Raw genomic sequence first — 14,671 nt, 5'->3', positions numbered from 1 at the left:
GGCCATGGATCACTACGACGTCGTCATCATCGGTGCCGGGCTTGCCGGGTCGCTCGCCGCGATCGCGCTTGCCCGCGAGGGCCACCGCGTCGCGCTGGTCGGTCCGCGACCGGCGATTGCGGACGGGCGCACGACGGCCCTGATGGACCAATCGATTGAATATCTGAAGCAGCTCGAACTCTGGAGCGAGGTCGCGCCGCTGACGGCACCGCTCGTCGCCATCCACATCATTGACGATACCAAGCGGCTGTTGCGCGCGCCGCCCGTCAACTTCCGCGCGGCCGAGGTCGGCCTCGAGGCGTTTGGCTACAATATCCCCAATGCGCCGTTCCTCGAGATCCTCGAAAGACACCAGGCTAATCTGCCGACGCTGGAGCGCATAGCCGTGGCGGCGGAGGTCTTCGATTTTGGCGATGTCCAAGTGCGCGTCGGCCTCGAGGACGGCCGCATGCTCACCGCCGATCTCATCGTCGGCGCCGATGGCCGGCGCTCGGCCGTCCGGGAAGCGGCGGATATCGACACGCTCACCTGGTCCTATCCACAGGCCGCCGTCGTCCTGAATTTCGGGCACGAACTGCCGCACCAGGAGGTCTCGACGGAACTCCATACGCCAAGCGGCCCATTCACGCAGGTGCCGCTTCCCGGCAACCGCTCGAGCCTGGTCTGGGTCCAGAAGCCGCGTGATGCGGAGGAAACGCTGAAATTGCCGACAGAGGTCCTGTCGCGCACCATCGAGGAGCGGCTGCACTCGATCCTCGGCAAGGTGACCGCCGAAGGCAAACCGCAGTCCTTCCCGCTCTCCGGCATGACCGCCCAGCGCTTCGGCAGGGGCCGCGTGATGCTCGTCGGCGAGGCTGCGCATGCCTTCCCGCCGATCGGAGCGCAAGGATTGAACCTTAGCCTTCGCGACGTCATGACGGTCGTCGAGCTCGTCGGACCGCCCACCGTCGGCCGCTTGCCGGCCGATGCCGGCGACCGTTTCGACCGCGAGCGCCGGATGGACATCCTCAGCCGGACGGCGAGCGTCGACCTGCTCAACCGGTCTCTGCTCTCGAGCTTCCTGCCCGTCCAGGCGATGCGCGCCGTCGGTCTGCAGCTTCTTTCCTCCGCCGGGCCGCTGCGGGGCCTCCTGATGCGCGAAGGCATCCATCCCGGGAGCGCGCTGCAATCGATCAGGGAGAGCCTGCGGGAGACATTCACCCGGAAGAGTGCCTGATCGGCCCGCTCAATTCGGCAGATCAGCCGATTTGCGAGAGCACCGGGAAGGTTTGCTGGAACCAGATCGCCACGGTACTGACAAAGCCGAAGAGGAAGGCGAGACCCGCCGCAACCAGCAGGACGCCCATCAGCTTCTCGACCAGGCCGAGATGGCGCCGAAAGCGCGAAAGGAAGCGCATGAACGCCCCCGAGAAGCCGGCAGCCACCCAGAAGGGAACCGCAAGACCGAGCGAATAGATCGCAAGCAGCAGGGCACCGTCGCCAACGGTGTCGCGCGCGGCGGCAACGCCGAGAATCGTGCCGAGCACCGGCCCAATGCAGGGCGTCCATCCGAAGGCGAAGGCCAGCCCCATTATATAGGCGCCCGACAGCGTCGCCGGCTTGCCCCCGCCGTGAAAGCGCGCCTCGCGGGCAAGCAGGCCGATGCGGAAGACGCCGAGAAAATGCAGCCCCATGACGATGATGATAATGCCGCCGACGCGAGACAGCACGTCCATATGTTGCCGCAGCAGCAGACCGATCGACGATGCCCCTGCCCCGAGCGCGACGAACACGGTCGCGAAGCCGAGCGTGAAGAGGAGCGCCGCCGGCATCACGGCCCTGCGCGGGTTGCCGACCGCCGCCGCGTCGCCGCCACGGAACTGATCGACGGAAACGCCCGCCATATAGCAGAGATAGGGGGGAACGAGCGGCAGGACGCAAGGCGAGAGAAAGGACAGAGCGCCCGCGAGGATCGCGGTCCAGATGGATATATCGGCAATCGACAAAGTTCAGATACTCCGGCACTCGGGCTCGCCGCCTTCTTACCCGCATATGTAATGCGAAACCAATCACCTTTTGGCGACCATATTGCCGCACGCGCCGGCCCCACCGGGCAAAATTACAGCCAATTGGCCCACTCGCGCCCGCCGGCGCAAATGGATTCACCAACGCCCATGTTGCCCGGAAACGCGTGCCTATATTCGTGCTTTCCTGTAATTTTTTGGGTTGACCGGCACGGGGGGCGCGTGCATATGTCCGCCCACTTCCGCCGAGCTTGAAGCTCGGGCGACGGGAGCGCGTAGCTCAGCCGGTAGAGCAACTGACTTTTAATCAGTAGGTCCAGGGTTCGAATCCCTGCGCGCTCACCAAAAGATTTCAAGCACTTAGCGAAGAATTTGGCGTTTTGCCGGAGCATCGAGTCGCCACGGGAACTTCGGTTAACTCAAGGCTGGTGGTTCGACCCCGAACTTTTCATCCAATCCTCGTGGTAGTTTCGGCGCGCTCTCTTCAGCCGGCCATTAGCATTATCTTGGAGTGTCATAGAGGCGGTGCCATGCAGTTCTGGCTGTATACGGAACCTGCGATTCCCGTCCGCGTTGTTCGTTAGTCAATGAAAGGAGGCCTTAGATGGCAGACGACAAAACGAAAACCGCAGCAGACCGCCGCCTCGTCTCAGGTACTCAGAAGTACGAGGTTGCCTATTTCGCAAAGAAGCACGGCATTACTGCTGCGGACGCACGCCGCATCATCAAGCAGCATGGCAACGACCGCGACGCTGCCGATAAAGCGGCCAGTCGTCTGAACGGTTAATGTAAGCGACTAGGTCGACCAATTGCGGACCTGACAGTTTGGCTGTGCCGCCTAGACAGGCATTTGCGAAAATGCTTTATTTTTAGGCACGTATAATATATACAAGAAACAGTCGATGCGATTTCCTCCCACGCATCGCAGGGTAACGCGTCCCCGATCTAGCCTGCCGTCCTCAGCGGCAGGCTTTTCTTCTCAGAGTCGAAACAAGAAGCGGCAGGGAGTAGCCGCTCGACCTGCCGATGATTGCCCGTCGCCAAGAGGAGGGTGGCGCCAGGCAATTGGAAAAAAGGCGATCGGTTATACTTTAGACCTTGCTTCATTAGACTTTGGTATAATAGTCTGACCGTCCACCTGCCTGGGAGGAGCAAGATGGAGCATGTCGAAGCCGAAAAGCTTTCGAAGCACACCGTTACCAAGGTTTGGAACGTCCGAGAATTTTGCCAACAACATCAATTGGGTGAACAAGAAGAGGTCCGACTTCGTCGGCTATTCGGCCGGTTCGCCACAGCTTCCGAGCTGCAGCATAATGCAAAACGGCCGCCCAGGTGGCGGTATTAGAGTTGGGCTGATAAGTGACCACCAAGGGTGCGCATCGTAGAGAGGCGTAGGTGGGTACGATAGGTGGGATGGCCGACCGCTGCAGACGGTACGCTGCCTATGTGGCAGGTGGCCAATCCCGGCGAAGATGCCCATGAGGAACCATGGATAACTCGCAGATAGTTTCGCCCGGCTCATCGCTGGCCGAGCGTCCGTCGCAACTAGTCTGTGCGCCCGGAAGGTGGTGGGGCGACAGCTATGCTGCCTGAAATGGCGTTGGCCGAATACGGCGTCGAACCGGAGAAGCGGGAAGTTTCTCGCAAGTCGTAACCCTATGAAGGTGAAGGGGTGCGGGTAATAACCTTATGGGAGTTACCGTCTTCATCGACGTGTGTGCCGTAGACGAAGTCACCCTCAACTGGAATAGCATGGATCTCCTTGCTCGCCCGCTGCGCCTCATGCCGACCACCGGCTGGCATCATCGGCTGCTGGCGATACCTCATGCTGAGTTCGGCTAACGAATTTTCTAGTTCTTGTTCGGATGGGATGATCTCCACGGCGCGCTCATTCCCAAAGCCGTCTTCCGGCAGCCTGTTGTCGTTCGCCGGCGTCAAGCGCCAGTTGCTTGATATCTGCGTATCCGGCTCTGCCGGCACACCTTCGGCGACACCGTTCGGCCGGCTCCGCATTGCAGGCAGCGCTGACAGTTCTGATAGGCCTCGGTGTCTGGGCTTCTCGGCCTTCAGCTTCCTGCCAAATATCTGATGGTCGTGCTTTGGTGCTGTGGCACGCCAGGCTTCTACAGCTGCGCGGTGTTCTGCGGTGGATCTGGTCAAGCAGCGTTCTCCTCTTTTTTCCCTGCGCGATTATCGTTCGCAGCGACGAGCGAGCCGGCATCCACGACCGTCGGCCGCATCGCTGCGAGTTCGTTCAGCTTCTCAAAACCGGCCCGCTGACCGCGAGGCAGATGGAAGTCGTGCTTCATCTCGGGTGCGGCTCCGCGGCCCGGGAATGGCCCGCCTTGGGTGCGATGCGATTTTCTAATCAAGTATTTTCTCCTTCAATTTCGAAGCATCCGGTGGATACCGAAATACTGCGAGGCCATACGTCTCACTGTGATTGCGTCTTTCGCCGTTATTCCGTCGGACCTAAGTCTGAATACTGGAACTGTTTCGGCACCCTATCGTTAACGGGCGACTTCAACGAAAGGATAGAACTATGAAGAAGCTTATGATTGTTACTGCAGCAGCCACGCTTGTGGCGGGAACTGCTTTCGCTCAGCAGAGCGATGGCAAAAACGCAACTACAGGCATGGTGGGTGGAGCAGCAACGGGCGCCATTCTCGGCGGCCCGATTGGCGCCGGCGTAGGCGCAGTGGTTGGCGCCACGCTCGGTGGAGCCCTTACCCCGCCTCCGCCAGAGGTAGTCACCCGGGTAGAACAAATGCCTGCGCCTTCGTCTGTTGTGGTTCAGGAACGGGTAGTGGTCGGAAAACCGATTCCGGAAACAGTCGTTCTGACGCCCATTCCCGAGGCGCCGGAATATTCATTTGCTGTCGTTAACGAGCAGCGGGTTATTGTGGAGCCGAAGTCGCGTACGGTTGTGCAGGTCATTAACTGACGGCGTCTGATCACGTTCTACTCCTTCTCTATCGGGGGATGGCGTTCCCAGACGCCTCCCCCTACGTAGTAGGGGCAATCGCTGTGAACGTGGGAATACCTTCATTTTCAATAACTTAGGCGGCTCCCAAAATTCTTGAGAACGCTGGGAATGGGAAAGTGAATCGCGCTCCCATTCCGCCCCGTTCGGCGGTTTGTCGACGAGCGTCGGCACGGGTCGACGGGCGGCGCTGGAATCGGGCGGTTCATCGGGCGGTTCATCGGGCGGTTTCTTCGATGAAGCGCGTGCCATGAGCATTAACGCTCAGGTCGGCAGAGCCTCAGCGATACGCGTTCCGCCATCCGGCTTCCCGCGCCACGTCCTCTGAGCAGAACCACAGCAATTGCCGCGGCAACGGCGACGCTGGGAATCGAACTCTATGCTTCCTGCGCAGCGGCAATCTCTGCGGCGCATGTGCAGGTCGACCACGGCGAGTAAAGGCTGACGCCGCAAAGTAGGCCGGCAATCCAACGACGATGCCAGCTAACAGACCGAGAACCGTCTCCTGATCGAATATCACCCACCTGCCCCTCCTCGGCTGGTCCCAGAATGGCGGAAAGACCAATGAAATCAAATACTCCGTTTGAGTGATACCCCTAATCCTTGACCGTGGCGTGCTCTGTGAGACCCTCAATCCATAAGAATCCGCGTCGGCAGAGTCCCCCTCCGGCGTGGGCCAGCGGCCCCAGAGCCATCGCCCCCGCATCCCACTGGGCAAGCTCTGGGGCTCGGCTGGTGCTTTGTAGTGCGTAGGAAAAACGAATGACCTTTGACGAGACCATTGAGGCGGCGCTCGCTGTCGCCTGCGAACAACTTCAGATAACGCGAGACGAGGCAATCCGCCTCTTCGTTCGCGAGTGGCTCGAGCAATACGGCTTTCTGCCCTTCCATGAGCCGGACGAAGGTAGCGAGACCGCGTCCATCCGCCTTGAGGATAATTTAGAATATCCTTGAAAATATTCGTTTCTCAAATCGGAACAAAGGCGAAAGTGATTCGGTTGACTCGCTCAGTTCACGCAATTGCGTCAGGAGTGAGTCATGGCAGCCGCGGCACGCGCCCAATGGAAGGGCTATCTCAAATTTGGTGAGGTGACCGCGCCGGTGGCGCTCTACACAGCCACCTCGACCTCAGAGCGGATCTCCTTCCACACCGTCAACCGAGCCACCGGAAACCGGGTGAAGCGCGAATTTGTCGACAGCGAAACCGGCAATACGGTGGAGAAAGACGACCAGGTCAAGGGCTACGAAATCGACAAGGACAGATATGTCGTTCTTGATCCCGAGGAAGTGAAGTCGGCGGTCCCGGAGAGCGACAAGACACTGCGCGTCCAGGCTTTCATCACCTGTGACGAAATCGACAAGGTCTACTTCGACAAGCCTTATTATTTGACGCCGGACAAGATGGGTGCTGAGGCCTTCACTCTTCTGCGCGACGGCATGCGGAAGACGCAGGTCGCCGGAATTGCGCAAGCGGTCCTTTTCCGGCGCGTGCGCACCGTCCTTGTGCGGCCGCACGGGAAAGGGCTGATCGCCACCACGCTGAACTTCGAATACGAGGTGCGAAGCGCGAAAGACGCCTTCAAGGAAATTCCGGAGATGAAGATCGAAGGCGAGATGCTTGACCTTGCAAAGCACATCATCGGCATGAAGAAGGGCACGTACTCGGCCGAGGAGTTCGACGACCGGTACGAGGCTGCGCTCGCCGAACTGGTCAAGGCTAAGCTCGAAGGCAAGGCCCTGCCGACACGCGCGCCGCCGAAGGTCTCTAAACCCAACGAACTGCTCGAGGCTCTGCGCCAGAGCGCCGGCATAAAGGCAGCGTCCGAGCCGAAGCGGCGAACCGCGAAGGCAGGTGCGGCCAAGGGCAGAGCGAAGACTGCCCGCTCGACCGCAGCAAAAGCGAAGACAGCAGCGAAGGCGAAGCGAGCGTCCACTCCGCATCGCCGCGCAAGCTGAGGGAGGTGAATCATGGCGCCCCCACGTTCTTACTGGAAAGGCTACCTGAAACTTTCGCTCGTCACCTGCCCGGTTTCGATGATGCCTGCGACCAGCGAGTCAGAGAAGGTCCGCTTCCACACCCTGAACCGAAAGACAAACCACCGGATCGTCTCAAAGTATGTGGACTCCGTCACCGGTAAGGACGTGGACGACGACGACGAGGCAAAAGGCTATGAACGCGGCGAGAACGACTTCCTTGTGATCGAGGATGAGGAGTTGAAAAGTGTGGCGCTCGAAAGTGTCAGGACCATTGACATCGAAAAGTTCGTTCCGCGCGACAGCATCGAATGGATCTGGCTTGAGAAGCCGCATTACCTGTCGCCCTCGGACGAGGTCGGCCACGAAGCATTCAGCGTGATCCGCGATGCCATGGTAGCGGAGAAAGTCGTCGGCATATCGCGGCTGGTGATCGGTCGCCGAGAGCGAGCCGTGATGCTGGAGCCATGCGGCAGGGGCATCGTTGTGTGGACACTCCGGTACGGCGACGAGGTTCGCAAGGAGGAAGCCTATTTCGAGGACATTGACGAGAAGGCCGACCCGGAGATGCTGCCGCTGATCGTCAAGCTCATCGAGCAACAGCGGAAACCGTGGACGACCAACATGGTCCGCGACCCTGTCCAGGAAAAACTACTCGAGATCATCGAGAAGAAGCGGAAGGCGACGAAGCCCGTCAAGGCCGCCAAGCCCAAAGGCGGCGCAGAACCGGCAGAGAGAGGAAACATCATTGACCTGATGTCGGCTCTAAAGCAAAGCCTCGAAGGCAAGAAGCCGGGCCGCAAGGCCTCTTGACCGCAACAGTGATGGGAATGTCATTAATGCGCAACGGCAGAGCCCGCTTGGCTCTGGCTCTGCCCCTTCATCAAGAGCAACTTCGCTCGGTAAAAAGCCCCGAGCTAGACCGGCTTTTCGAGTCGTATGCGGTTGCGGCGATGAAGATCGAGGAGCTGCGCAAAGATCCCGCCCGAGAAGCCTATATTCCTTGGTACGAGAGTTTGTGCCTCGACATGCAAGCGCAAGCTGTTGGGCTGTTGGAAAGAGAAAAGCAGTATTGGGCGCCGCATTGACTCCAGCGACGATGAGAACATAATAAGAACATGCATCGGCGGTGCAATCGCCAATCTGAGAATCTGCGGGGCAAAGGACTTCGTGCGAGCGCGGAGAAGGAGACGTCATGTCTGCTGAGAAGCAAACTTCCGAGATCGAGGAATTCGACGCATGGATGGATGAGGTCGCGTCAGCACTTGCCTGGCACGGCGGTGACGCGGAAGCGACAATCCGGACACTCCTCGCCGACTGCAAGCATCTGCGCGAGCAATTGGCGCTGGCTCAGATTGCGATGAGCGTCGGCTTCACCAGAGGCTGGGCACCCTGCCAAGAGCGCCAAGATGAGGTGACGAGGTGAGCGACGCGCAAGGCGCGGCCAAGCACGACACGACACTTACGTGCACTATTGCGAGCATAGGCTCGAAAAGCTCGAAAAGCTCTCATCGGGTGCATTTCCTTGTTTGATTATCGATTGAGCTCTTAGGGCCACGCTCCCTACACAACCGCCCTGACAGCCGTTTCTTGGAACCTACCCGTGGCGCCGCCCGTTCATGTGCCATGAAAGGAGGCAACATGAACCAGATCATTTATCTCGTGGGCCTGATCGTGATCGTGATCGCTATCTTGTCGTTCTTCGGCCTGGGCTGAGTTCGGCTGCGGCCGAAAAAATATAGCGCTTCGAATTTATAGGTCTTCGCAGGGGCGGCGCGAGTGCGGTGCCCCGCGTGTGGGGGATTGTGCCGTGGAGAGGCGCATGGCCGGAAGGGCATCCGCATGGCGTTCACTGGTGGACCGGAACCCCCACGTTGCCACCACAGAATGGCAGCCTCAAATATGCTCGTATTCACAGTTTATTCCACCAAGTAACAGCAAGTTACTATTACATGCTTTCCATCGCGAAAGCAAAATAAAGGAACAAATGAAATCCATCAGAGTTTTACTGGCGTGAATAGCAAGGGAGTACGACAGATGAAAGCCAAGATCTTTGTAACTTCTGTGATCGCGGCCGGTATCTTTGCCGCGCCCGCACTTGCAGGTGATAATGACGCTGCCGTGACCGGCGCCGCGGGCGGAGCCGCCACCGGCGCGATCATCGGCGGGCCGGTTGGAGCGGCCATCGGCGGCGCAGTGGGTCTGGCCGCTGGCGCGGTCCTCTCTCCGCCGCCGAAACCGGTCGTGACCTACGTGGAGCAGCAGCCGATTCCGGCTGAGACGATCACGATCGAACAGCCGATCGTCGTCGGCAAACCCCTGCCGCGGACGGTGATGTTGACGCCGGTTCCTGAAAACCCCACTTACGCCTATGCGGTTGTCAATCAGAAGCGCGTGATCGTCGACCCGGAGACCTACACGGTCGTCCAGGTTGTACAGTAACCACTACGCGTGAGAATAAGGGCCCTTCGCCTCGCGAGGGGCCCCCTTTCCGTTGCAGTGTGGCCTATACACATCGGCGTCCGACAAAATTCGACCGATCGCGAATCCCTGCTTCCGTCCGAGCGAGATTCCATCCTCTATGTTAGGAACCAGCGAAACCGCTCGCCCGTTTCCTGGTGGTCGCCCCGGAGGAGTCGCAATGTTTACCGCCCTGCTGATCGCCACGCTGGTGGCACCTTCGGATGTCGTTCCGACAACGGTTACGATGGAGGAATTGCAGGCGGATTTCGAAGCTGCGGTCGCCTGCCGCCAGATCGAGGGGCGCAAGGTGTGGAAGGGGGAACTGGCCTATTACATCCAGTCCTATGTCTACGAGGGCCAAGCCGCGGCGGCGGAGGACGTGGCCGATGCGGTGCTGCCCGAGGACAACACCGAGGAAACCGTAAGGGAATTCGAAGAGGCGTGCGCAATCGCCGGTAATGCCGGGTCGCACGCGCGGAAGTGACCGGGGATTTATGAATGTCGGCAGCTACCCCGCCGCAAGGCTCGCGGCGCGGTTCGCACTTCGCATCTTGAGCGGGCTTTCGCCATATTCGCGCCGGTAGGCCCGCGAGAATGCGGAGAGGCTGTCGAAGCCGCAACGCAGCGCAATATCTCGCATTGGAATGCCGGAATCCCGCACCAAGCGGTGGGCGACCTGTAATCTCAGCCGCAGATAATAGGCGCCGGGGCTGGTCGAAAGCCCGCGCGCGAAGACCTGTTCGAGCTTGCGTTGCGAAATGGCGAGCCGGCGCGCCAGCGCCGCAACCGTCATCGGCCGCTCGAGCGTGCGTTCCATCAGCCGGATGGCGCCCGCCAGTTCAGGGTCGCGCACCTCGATCCGCCCGAGCGAAACGAAAGGCTGGACGTCGGTCGGGCTGTGCATCTGATCGTAGACGAAGATGCTGGCGACATCGAGTGCCAGCGCCGGCCCCAACCTTTCGGTGATCAGGTGCAGCATCATGTCGAAAGTGGGCGATGCTCCGCCCGAGGTCCAATATTTGCCGTCCGTAACGAAGCGGTCGCCGATCACCGTCAGCGCCGGAAAGGCCTGGCCGAAGTCCTCGAGCTCCTCCCAATGCGCTGTCGCCCTGCGGCCGTTGAGCAGGCCGGAGCGGCCGAGCAGCCAGCAGCCGGACTCGATGCCGGCGACCACATCGAAATGGCGGGCACATTCCTGCAAGGTCGCGAAGAAACGCTTTCCTGTATGCCTTTCAAGGTTGAAGCCGCCAATCACCAGAAGAACGTCGCCTGCGAGCGGAGGGGAGAAACGACCGTCGACGGCAACCGGAAGGCCGCAGGTGAGCATCGCCGCCTGACCATCGCCGGACAAGAGGCGCCACCTGAAGACCTGGCGGCCGGCCACGCGATTGGCGGCGCGCATCGGATCCAGGACGGAGGCGAGCGACATGATCGAGGATTCGGGCAGAATGACCACCACGATCTCGATGGCAGATGCCCTTTCCGCTTTTGCAGCCATGCGCATAATGTCAAATTGCTTACGGGTTATGTCAACTTGAAAAGCGCTCTTAGGGCATTATCGGTGGGCAATCGATCTCCTTCGCGGGCCATTCGGCCTGCCGAGAGACGTTCCCCTCTCCGCACATCTGCCGGGACGGGCCGGCCATCCCATTAGCCGGCCCGATTTTTTTAATGCGAAGACAAGTGATTCGCCCCGGTGACGGTTTTTGGCAGACTCGCCGTTCTACAGTTGTTATTCTTCGGAGCCGGACGACAGGAGACATCTGTGATGATCAGAAATGTGCTTGTTGCCATGTTTGGCGCTGCTGTTGTCGCGGGCACGTCTCATGCGGCGGATATCATAGAAACGCCAGCGCCTGCTCCGGTCGTCGAGACGGTGCCAACCTTCGTCTGGACGGGGGGTTATGTCGGTCTTCAGGGCGGGGGCGGATGGCTCGACGGCGATCTCAGCGTTCCCGGCGACAGCGTTTCGGAAGATTTCAATGGCGGCATTTTCGGTGCCTTTGCCGGCTACAACCACCAGATGGGCGATTGGGTCGTCGGCGTCGAGGGAGACGTCAGCTACAATTGGAACGATGAGAGCTTTACCCTATTCGGCACGAGCGCCGAGGCCGGCACCGATGTCTCCGGATCGGTGCGCGGGCGGGTCGGCTACGCGTTCAACGACAGGGCTCTTCTCTATGCGACCGGCGGCTGGGCCGTGACGCGCGGCTTTGTCGACGTTGACGGGGCACCGAAGGAGAAGGAGACCTTCAACGGCTGGACCATCGGCGGCGGCATAGACTACACCTTCACCGACAGCATGTTCGGCCGCGCAGAGTATCGCTACAACGACTATGGCGAAAAGGATATCGGCGGCTTCGACGTCGATCTCGACCAGCACCAGTTCACGGTCGGTGTCGGTGTGAGGTTCTAGCGCATCGGCCCAAAGCCGATATTCGGAAAGCTCGACGCTACAGCGACCTACGCGCGTCTGAAAAGACGCGCGGCGCTGTAACCGCGACTGGCGCTTTCGCTCCCAAACTCCGGCCAATGCCGGGGCTCCCACCTGCAAACGATCGCCGCCCTGGAGCGTCACGCGAAATGTCAGCGCCCAAGATTGCTGAGCGCTGTCGATTGCGCCATGTTCCTATCTTTGGATCGGACTACGTCGCCGTGCGTCCTTCAGGAAGCACAAGGGACGCTACAGCGCCGCGCACCTGTTCAGACGCACAAAGGCCGCTGTAACTCTTTGACTCTGCGCATCGAGCTTTCCGAGAATCGGGTACGATGTTCGGGCCGATGCGGTAAGCGCGTCGCACTGTTTGCGCGACTTGCAGTAGTTTAGCTTGATCAAGGGGATGGAGGATGGGCAAATTTCTCGAGTTCCTGGGCGGTGCGATCACGATCGGCACGATTCTGCTCATGGCGATGACGCTGGTCCCCGCGCCCGATGCCGGCAACCTCATCGCAATCCTCCCCTGGGTCGTTCCGGCAATCGCCGGCGGTCTGCTTCTGGTCGCCTTCGGCGCGATGCTCGACCACCTGGCCGCGATCCGCATCGCCGCCGAGAAGCAGGCGGACATCTTCCGACAATTGCTCGAGCGCCGGTCACCTTCCAGGAAGGAGCAAGAGGAGTGACCTTGCAGCGCCCGCCTGCCCCGAGGGCGCATCGCTGCATGTTCATCAAATCGGCGAAACATACAGGTGCCCTTTCTCGTTCTACTTCGGAAGGAGAACGAGAATGGCCACGAAAAACACCAATGCCGGCCCCGAGCAGGCGAGCCCCAAGGACGTCCATCCGCCGGCGGACCGAAGGAAGGATGCCGACAAGCGTTCGATCGCGCCTCCGGTCGTGCAGCCTCCTCACGCCAAGGACAGTAGCGAAAAGCCCGAGGTCAATCCGGTCACCGGAGTGCCAATGTGAGGCGATTGGGTGCGGGCATCATACAGCGGGAACTTTCGCGTCCATTCAGATCGCCGGCACCCACTTCCAGAAAACGCCTTCCTTGCGCTCGGGGTAGTGCTTGAATTCGCACTCGAACTGCTGCCCGTAGGAAGTGGCTTCGGCCAGAGCTGCTTGCGAAGGCGGGTCCATCCCCGCGCCCGGCGCAAACCAATCCTCAAGGAGATCATCAGGCACGTAGGTGCCTGTCCTCAAGGGCAGAGTCGTCAAGACGTAAGCCATCTCTTTCGGCGGCGGCATGCGCAAATCCTCCCGACGGCGGATTTAACGAGGTTGCGGCTGCAAAGTTCCGGTGCTCGCCACATCGACCACTTGGGACAGATGCAAGCCGCCTGACCCGCCGCGTCAGACGCCCTGATTCCCCGGCCCATCAGTGCGGCCCCTGGAGAGGCTACGGCAAGCGAACAGAGGGAAAAGTTTCCGATTTGTGATAGATCTCCCCTATGGGGATAGCCAACTTATGGAGGAAGAGTGAGCGAGTTCGGAGCCCAAGCCGTCTGGGGGGAACGAACAGCGCGGCGAGTATTGGGTGGTGGTCACATTGAATGCCGATGGCATTCCTCGGCAAGAGAGTCCTTTTCGCAGCCAAGCCGAAGCCGACGCGTTCTGGCTTAAAGAAGTTGGCCGCGTAAACGGACAACAATATAAATGACCGTGCAACAAACGACGGATCTTGGCCGCCTCGATTTTAGTGGGGTTCATCGTCCTCAGCGCTGCGGTGCACTCAAAGGAGAATGATCTTGAAACTTGCTACCGGATTCTGGGCGAAGCCATGCCTCTCGCTGGAACGCCGGAACAAATCTCAATGAAACTGATAGGCTTGTGCACTCGCGGCTAGTTATGAAGGCGACCAACCTAACGCGTAGACGGCGGTTTATCGGGTGGTCTTTGAGGCTGGAGAGCTATCGGGCTGCTCTACGCCGGCACTGAGAGAGAAGATCAGAAGCCGATCGTAAGAATCTCGCGGCGTTGCCTGCACGAAATGGCATCATTAATCGCCTTGCCTTTGGGCAACGCTTGCGTAAACCTCATGCCCTGTATTCTTGAAATGGCATTCGAAATCGATGAACCACAACGTTTTTGAAACTTTGACCGGCATGTACTTCACGGTCGACGACCCCGACGGAAGTTATGCCACCGGTCAAGTGATCCGTCTCGCTGCCGAAGGGCTCTATTTCGTTCGCTTCGACGGCAACGAGGTGACTCTACCTCTAGAGCTCGTGTCCATCGGCGAGATGCTGGAGACCACCGAAGAAGAGTACAAGCTTTGGCGGTTCTTCGACACGATCGAGGAAAGGGACAAGTGGATCGAATGGCTAGACGCGCCATCTAAGCCGCGGGTCATTTCGCTTGTGAAGCCGACCAAGCCTGAAGGCGATCCCCCTCCGCATAGATGACGGTCATCGGGTGGTTGCGCTTGCCCAGCAGGGTCTATCTGCATTTGGCCGGTCGGAGTTCGCCCACCGCGCTTGACGCGCACCCGGTCTTTGTGTGCCAGGGGGCTTACCAGTTGCCCTGCCTGCGGAAGTGACGGGTGACTGCCTGAAATAGCTACGAACGGACACCGAACGCAGTGTGGCGGATAGCTACCGTACCACCTACGGTCTCGCGCAATGCGCCGTTGATCATGGTACAATGCCAACTCATTGCAAAACACAATTCATTTTAACAGCCAGACCGCCTTGCGGGCGCCGGTCCGCAGGGGTGCTCGTGGTCCATGTGTACATGGAGTTGGCCATGACGGCTCGAAAACATTTTCAGGAACCTGATCATCACGGTTCAGCGCTTCTGCCGGTGAGCATT

The 14,671-nt window shown here is 59.8% G+C and carries 20 protein-coding genes and 1 tRNA gene; 16 read left to right on the top strand and 5 right to left on the bottom strand.

What is annotated here, in order from left to right:
* Window positions 1–4 precede the first annotated feature (4 nt).
* A complete protein-coding gene (locus SJ05684_RS06930; RefSeq protein WP_034857430.1) occupies window positions 5–1,216 on the top strand; it encodes a UbiH/UbiF family hydroxylase in 1,212 nt (403 codons plus the stop codon).
* 22 nt (window positions 1,217–1,238) lie between these two features.
* Here the strand turns inward: SJ05684_RS06930 and SJ05684_RS06925 are convergent, their stop codons facing one another.
* A complete protein-coding gene (locus SJ05684_RS06925; RefSeq protein WP_034857431.1) occupies window positions 1,239–1,985 on the bottom strand; it encodes a cytochrome c biogenesis CcdA family protein in 747 nt (248 codons plus the stop codon).
* A gap of 287 nt (window positions 1,986–2,272) precedes the next feature.
* Here SJ05684_RS06925 and SJ05684_RS06920 point away from each other — a divergent pair.
* The 3 genes from SJ05684_RS06920 (at window position 2,273) to SJ05684_RS30310 (ending at window position 3,348) form a co-directional block, all read left to right on the top strand.
* Window positions 2,273–2,348, top strand: a tRNA-Lys gene (locus SJ05684_RS06920).
* Between the two features lie 259 nt (window positions 2,349–2,607).
* Window positions 2,608–2,790, top strand: a complete 183-nt coding sequence (locus tag SJ05684_RS06915; protein WP_034857432.1) for a DUF3606 domain-containing protein — start codon at window positions 2,608–2,610, stop codon at window positions 2,788–2,790.
* 369 nt (window positions 2,791–3,159) lie between these two features.
* A complete protein-coding gene (locus tag SJ05684_RS30310; RefSeq protein WP_083846225.1) occupies window positions 3,160–3,348 on the top strand; it encodes a hypothetical protein in 189 nt (62 codons plus the stop codon).
* A gap of 311 nt (window positions 3,349–3,659) precedes the next feature.
* On the opposite strand, the gene SJ05684_RS30215 is transcribed toward SJ05684_RS30310, so the two are convergent.
* Window positions 3,660–4,163, bottom strand: a complete 504-nt coding sequence (locus SJ05684_RS30215) for a hypothetical protein (RefSeq protein ID WP_050980126.1) — start codon at window positions 4,161–4,163, stop codon at window positions 3,660–3,662.
* Window positions 4,160–4,312 carry a hypothetical protein gene (locus SJ05684_RS06900; RefSeq protein ID WP_244426687.1) on the bottom strand — a complete coding sequence of 51 codons (153 nt, stop codon included), beginning with the start codon at window positions 4,310–4,312 and terminating at the stop codon, window positions 4,160–4,162. Before SJ05684_RS06900 ends, SJ05684_RS30215 begins: the two co-directional genes overlap by 4 nt.
* Before the next feature lie 233 nt (window positions 4,313–4,545).
* On the opposite strand from SJ05684_RS06900, the gene SJ05684_RS06895 reads away from it, so the two are divergent.
* The 8 genes from SJ05684_RS06895 (at window position 4,546) to SJ05684_RS06855 (ending at window position 9,907) form a co-directional block, all read left to right on the top strand.
* Window positions 4,546–4,947, top strand: a complete 402-nt coding sequence (locus tag SJ05684_RS06895; protein ID WP_034857436.1) for a DUF1236 domain-containing protein — start codon at window positions 4,546–4,548, stop codon at window positions 4,945–4,947.
* Between the two features lie 801 nt (window positions 4,948–5,748).
* The gene (locus SJ05684_RS06885) at window positions 5,749–5,940 is read left to right on the top strand and encodes a hypothetical protein (RefSeq protein WP_034857437.1); all 192 of its coding nucleotides are present in this window, start codon (window positions 5,749–5,751) and stop codon (window positions 5,938–5,940) included.
* A gap of 84 nt (window positions 5,941–6,024) precedes the next feature.
* Window positions 6,025–6,942, top strand: a complete 918-nt coding sequence (gene ku, locus SJ05684_RS06880) for a non-homologous end joining protein Ku (protein WP_034857439.1) — start codon at window positions 6,025–6,027, stop codon at window positions 6,940–6,942.
* A gap of 12 nt (window positions 6,943–6,954) precedes the next feature.
* Window positions 6,955–7,773, top strand: a complete 819-nt coding sequence (gene ku, locus SJ05684_RS06875; protein ID WP_095694227.1) for a non-homologous end joining protein Ku — start codon at window positions 6,955–6,957, stop codon at window positions 7,771–7,773.
* Window positions 7,774–7,799: 26 nt separating this feature from the next.
* Complete coding sequence (locus SJ05684_RS06870; protein ID WP_244426688.1) at window positions 7,800–8,048, top strand: hypothetical protein; 249 nt, start codon at window positions 7,800–7,802, stop codon at window positions 8,046–8,048.
* Between the two features lie 107 nt (window positions 8,049–8,155).
* Window positions 8,156–8,386 (top strand): hypothetical protein, encoded by a 231-nt coding sequence (locus SJ05684_RS06865; RefSeq protein WP_034857441.1) that lies wholly within the window; start codon window positions 8,156–8,158, stop codon window positions 8,384–8,386.
* Window positions 8,387–8,997: 611 nt separating this feature from the next.
* Window positions 8,998–9,402, top strand: a complete 405-nt coding sequence (locus SJ05684_RS06860) for a DUF1236 domain-containing protein (protein ID WP_034857442.1) — start codon at window positions 8,998–9,000, stop codon at window positions 9,400–9,402.
* Window positions 9,403–9,601: 199 nt separating this feature from the next.
* Window positions 9,602–9,907 (top strand): hypothetical protein, encoded by a 306-nt coding sequence (locus tag SJ05684_RS06855; RefSeq protein ID WP_083846227.1) that lies wholly within the window; start codon window positions 9,602–9,604, stop codon window positions 9,905–9,907.
* 24 nt (window positions 9,908–9,931) lie between these two features.
* On the opposite strand, the gene SJ05684_RS06850 is transcribed toward SJ05684_RS06855, so the two are convergent.
* On the bottom strand, window positions 9,932–10,927 hold the full coding sequence (locus SJ05684_RS06850; protein ID WP_095694226.1) for a GlxA family transcriptional regulator: 996 nt from the start codon (window positions 10,925–10,927) through the stop codon (window positions 9,932–9,934).
* Window positions 10,928–11,191: 264 nt separating this feature from the next.
* Here SJ05684_RS06850 and SJ05684_RS06845 point away from each other — a divergent pair, with 264 nt between their 5' ends.
* The 3 genes from SJ05684_RS06845 to SJ05684_RS06835 all read left to right on the top strand — a co-directional run bounded on the left by SJ05684_RS06845 (window position 11,192) and on the right by SJ05684_RS06835 (window position 12,829).
* A complete protein-coding gene (locus SJ05684_RS06845) occupies window positions 11,192–11,839 on the top strand; it encodes an outer membrane protein (RefSeq protein ID WP_050980127.1) in 648 nt (215 codons plus the stop codon).
* 431 nt (window positions 11,840–12,270) lie between these two features.
* On the top strand, window positions 12,271–12,543 hold the full coding sequence (locus SJ05684_RS06840) for a hypothetical protein (RefSeq protein ID WP_034857443.1): 273 nt from the start codon (window positions 12,271–12,273) through the stop codon (window positions 12,541–12,543).
* A gap of 103 nt (window positions 12,544–12,646) precedes the next feature.
* Window positions 12,647–12,829 (top strand): hypothetical protein, encoded by a 183-nt coding sequence (locus SJ05684_RS06835; protein WP_034857445.1) that lies wholly within the window; start codon window positions 12,647–12,649, stop codon window positions 12,827–12,829.
* Window positions 12,830–12,874: 45 nt separating this feature from the next.
* Here SJ05684_RS06835 and SJ05684_RS06830 read toward each other — a convergent pair whose 3' ends face one another.
* The gene (locus SJ05684_RS06830) at window positions 12,875–13,108 is read right to left on the bottom strand and encodes a hypothetical protein (RefSeq protein WP_034857447.1); all 234 of its coding nucleotides are present in this window, start codon (window positions 13,106–13,108) and stop codon (window positions 12,875–12,877) included.
* An 824-nt stretch (window positions 13,109–13,932) separates the two neighbouring features.
* Between SJ05684_RS06830 and SJ05684_RS06825 the strand changes: the two genes are divergently transcribed.
* Complete coding sequence (locus SJ05684_RS06825; protein ID WP_034857448.1) at window positions 13,933–14,265, top strand: hypothetical protein; 333 nt, start codon at window positions 13,933–13,935, stop codon at window positions 14,263–14,265.
* Window positions 14,266–14,671 lie beyond the last annotated feature (406 nt).

The sequence above is a fragment of the Sinorhizobium sojae CCBAU 05684 genome (assembly GCF_002288525.1).
GTDB classification, from domain to species: domain Bacteria; phylum Pseudomonadota; class Alphaproteobacteria; order Rhizobiales; family Rhizobiaceae; genus Sinorhizobium; species Sinorhizobium sojae.
Note: the sequence above shows the minus strand (reverse complement) of the source record. Positions and strands in the feature narration are given on the sequence as shown.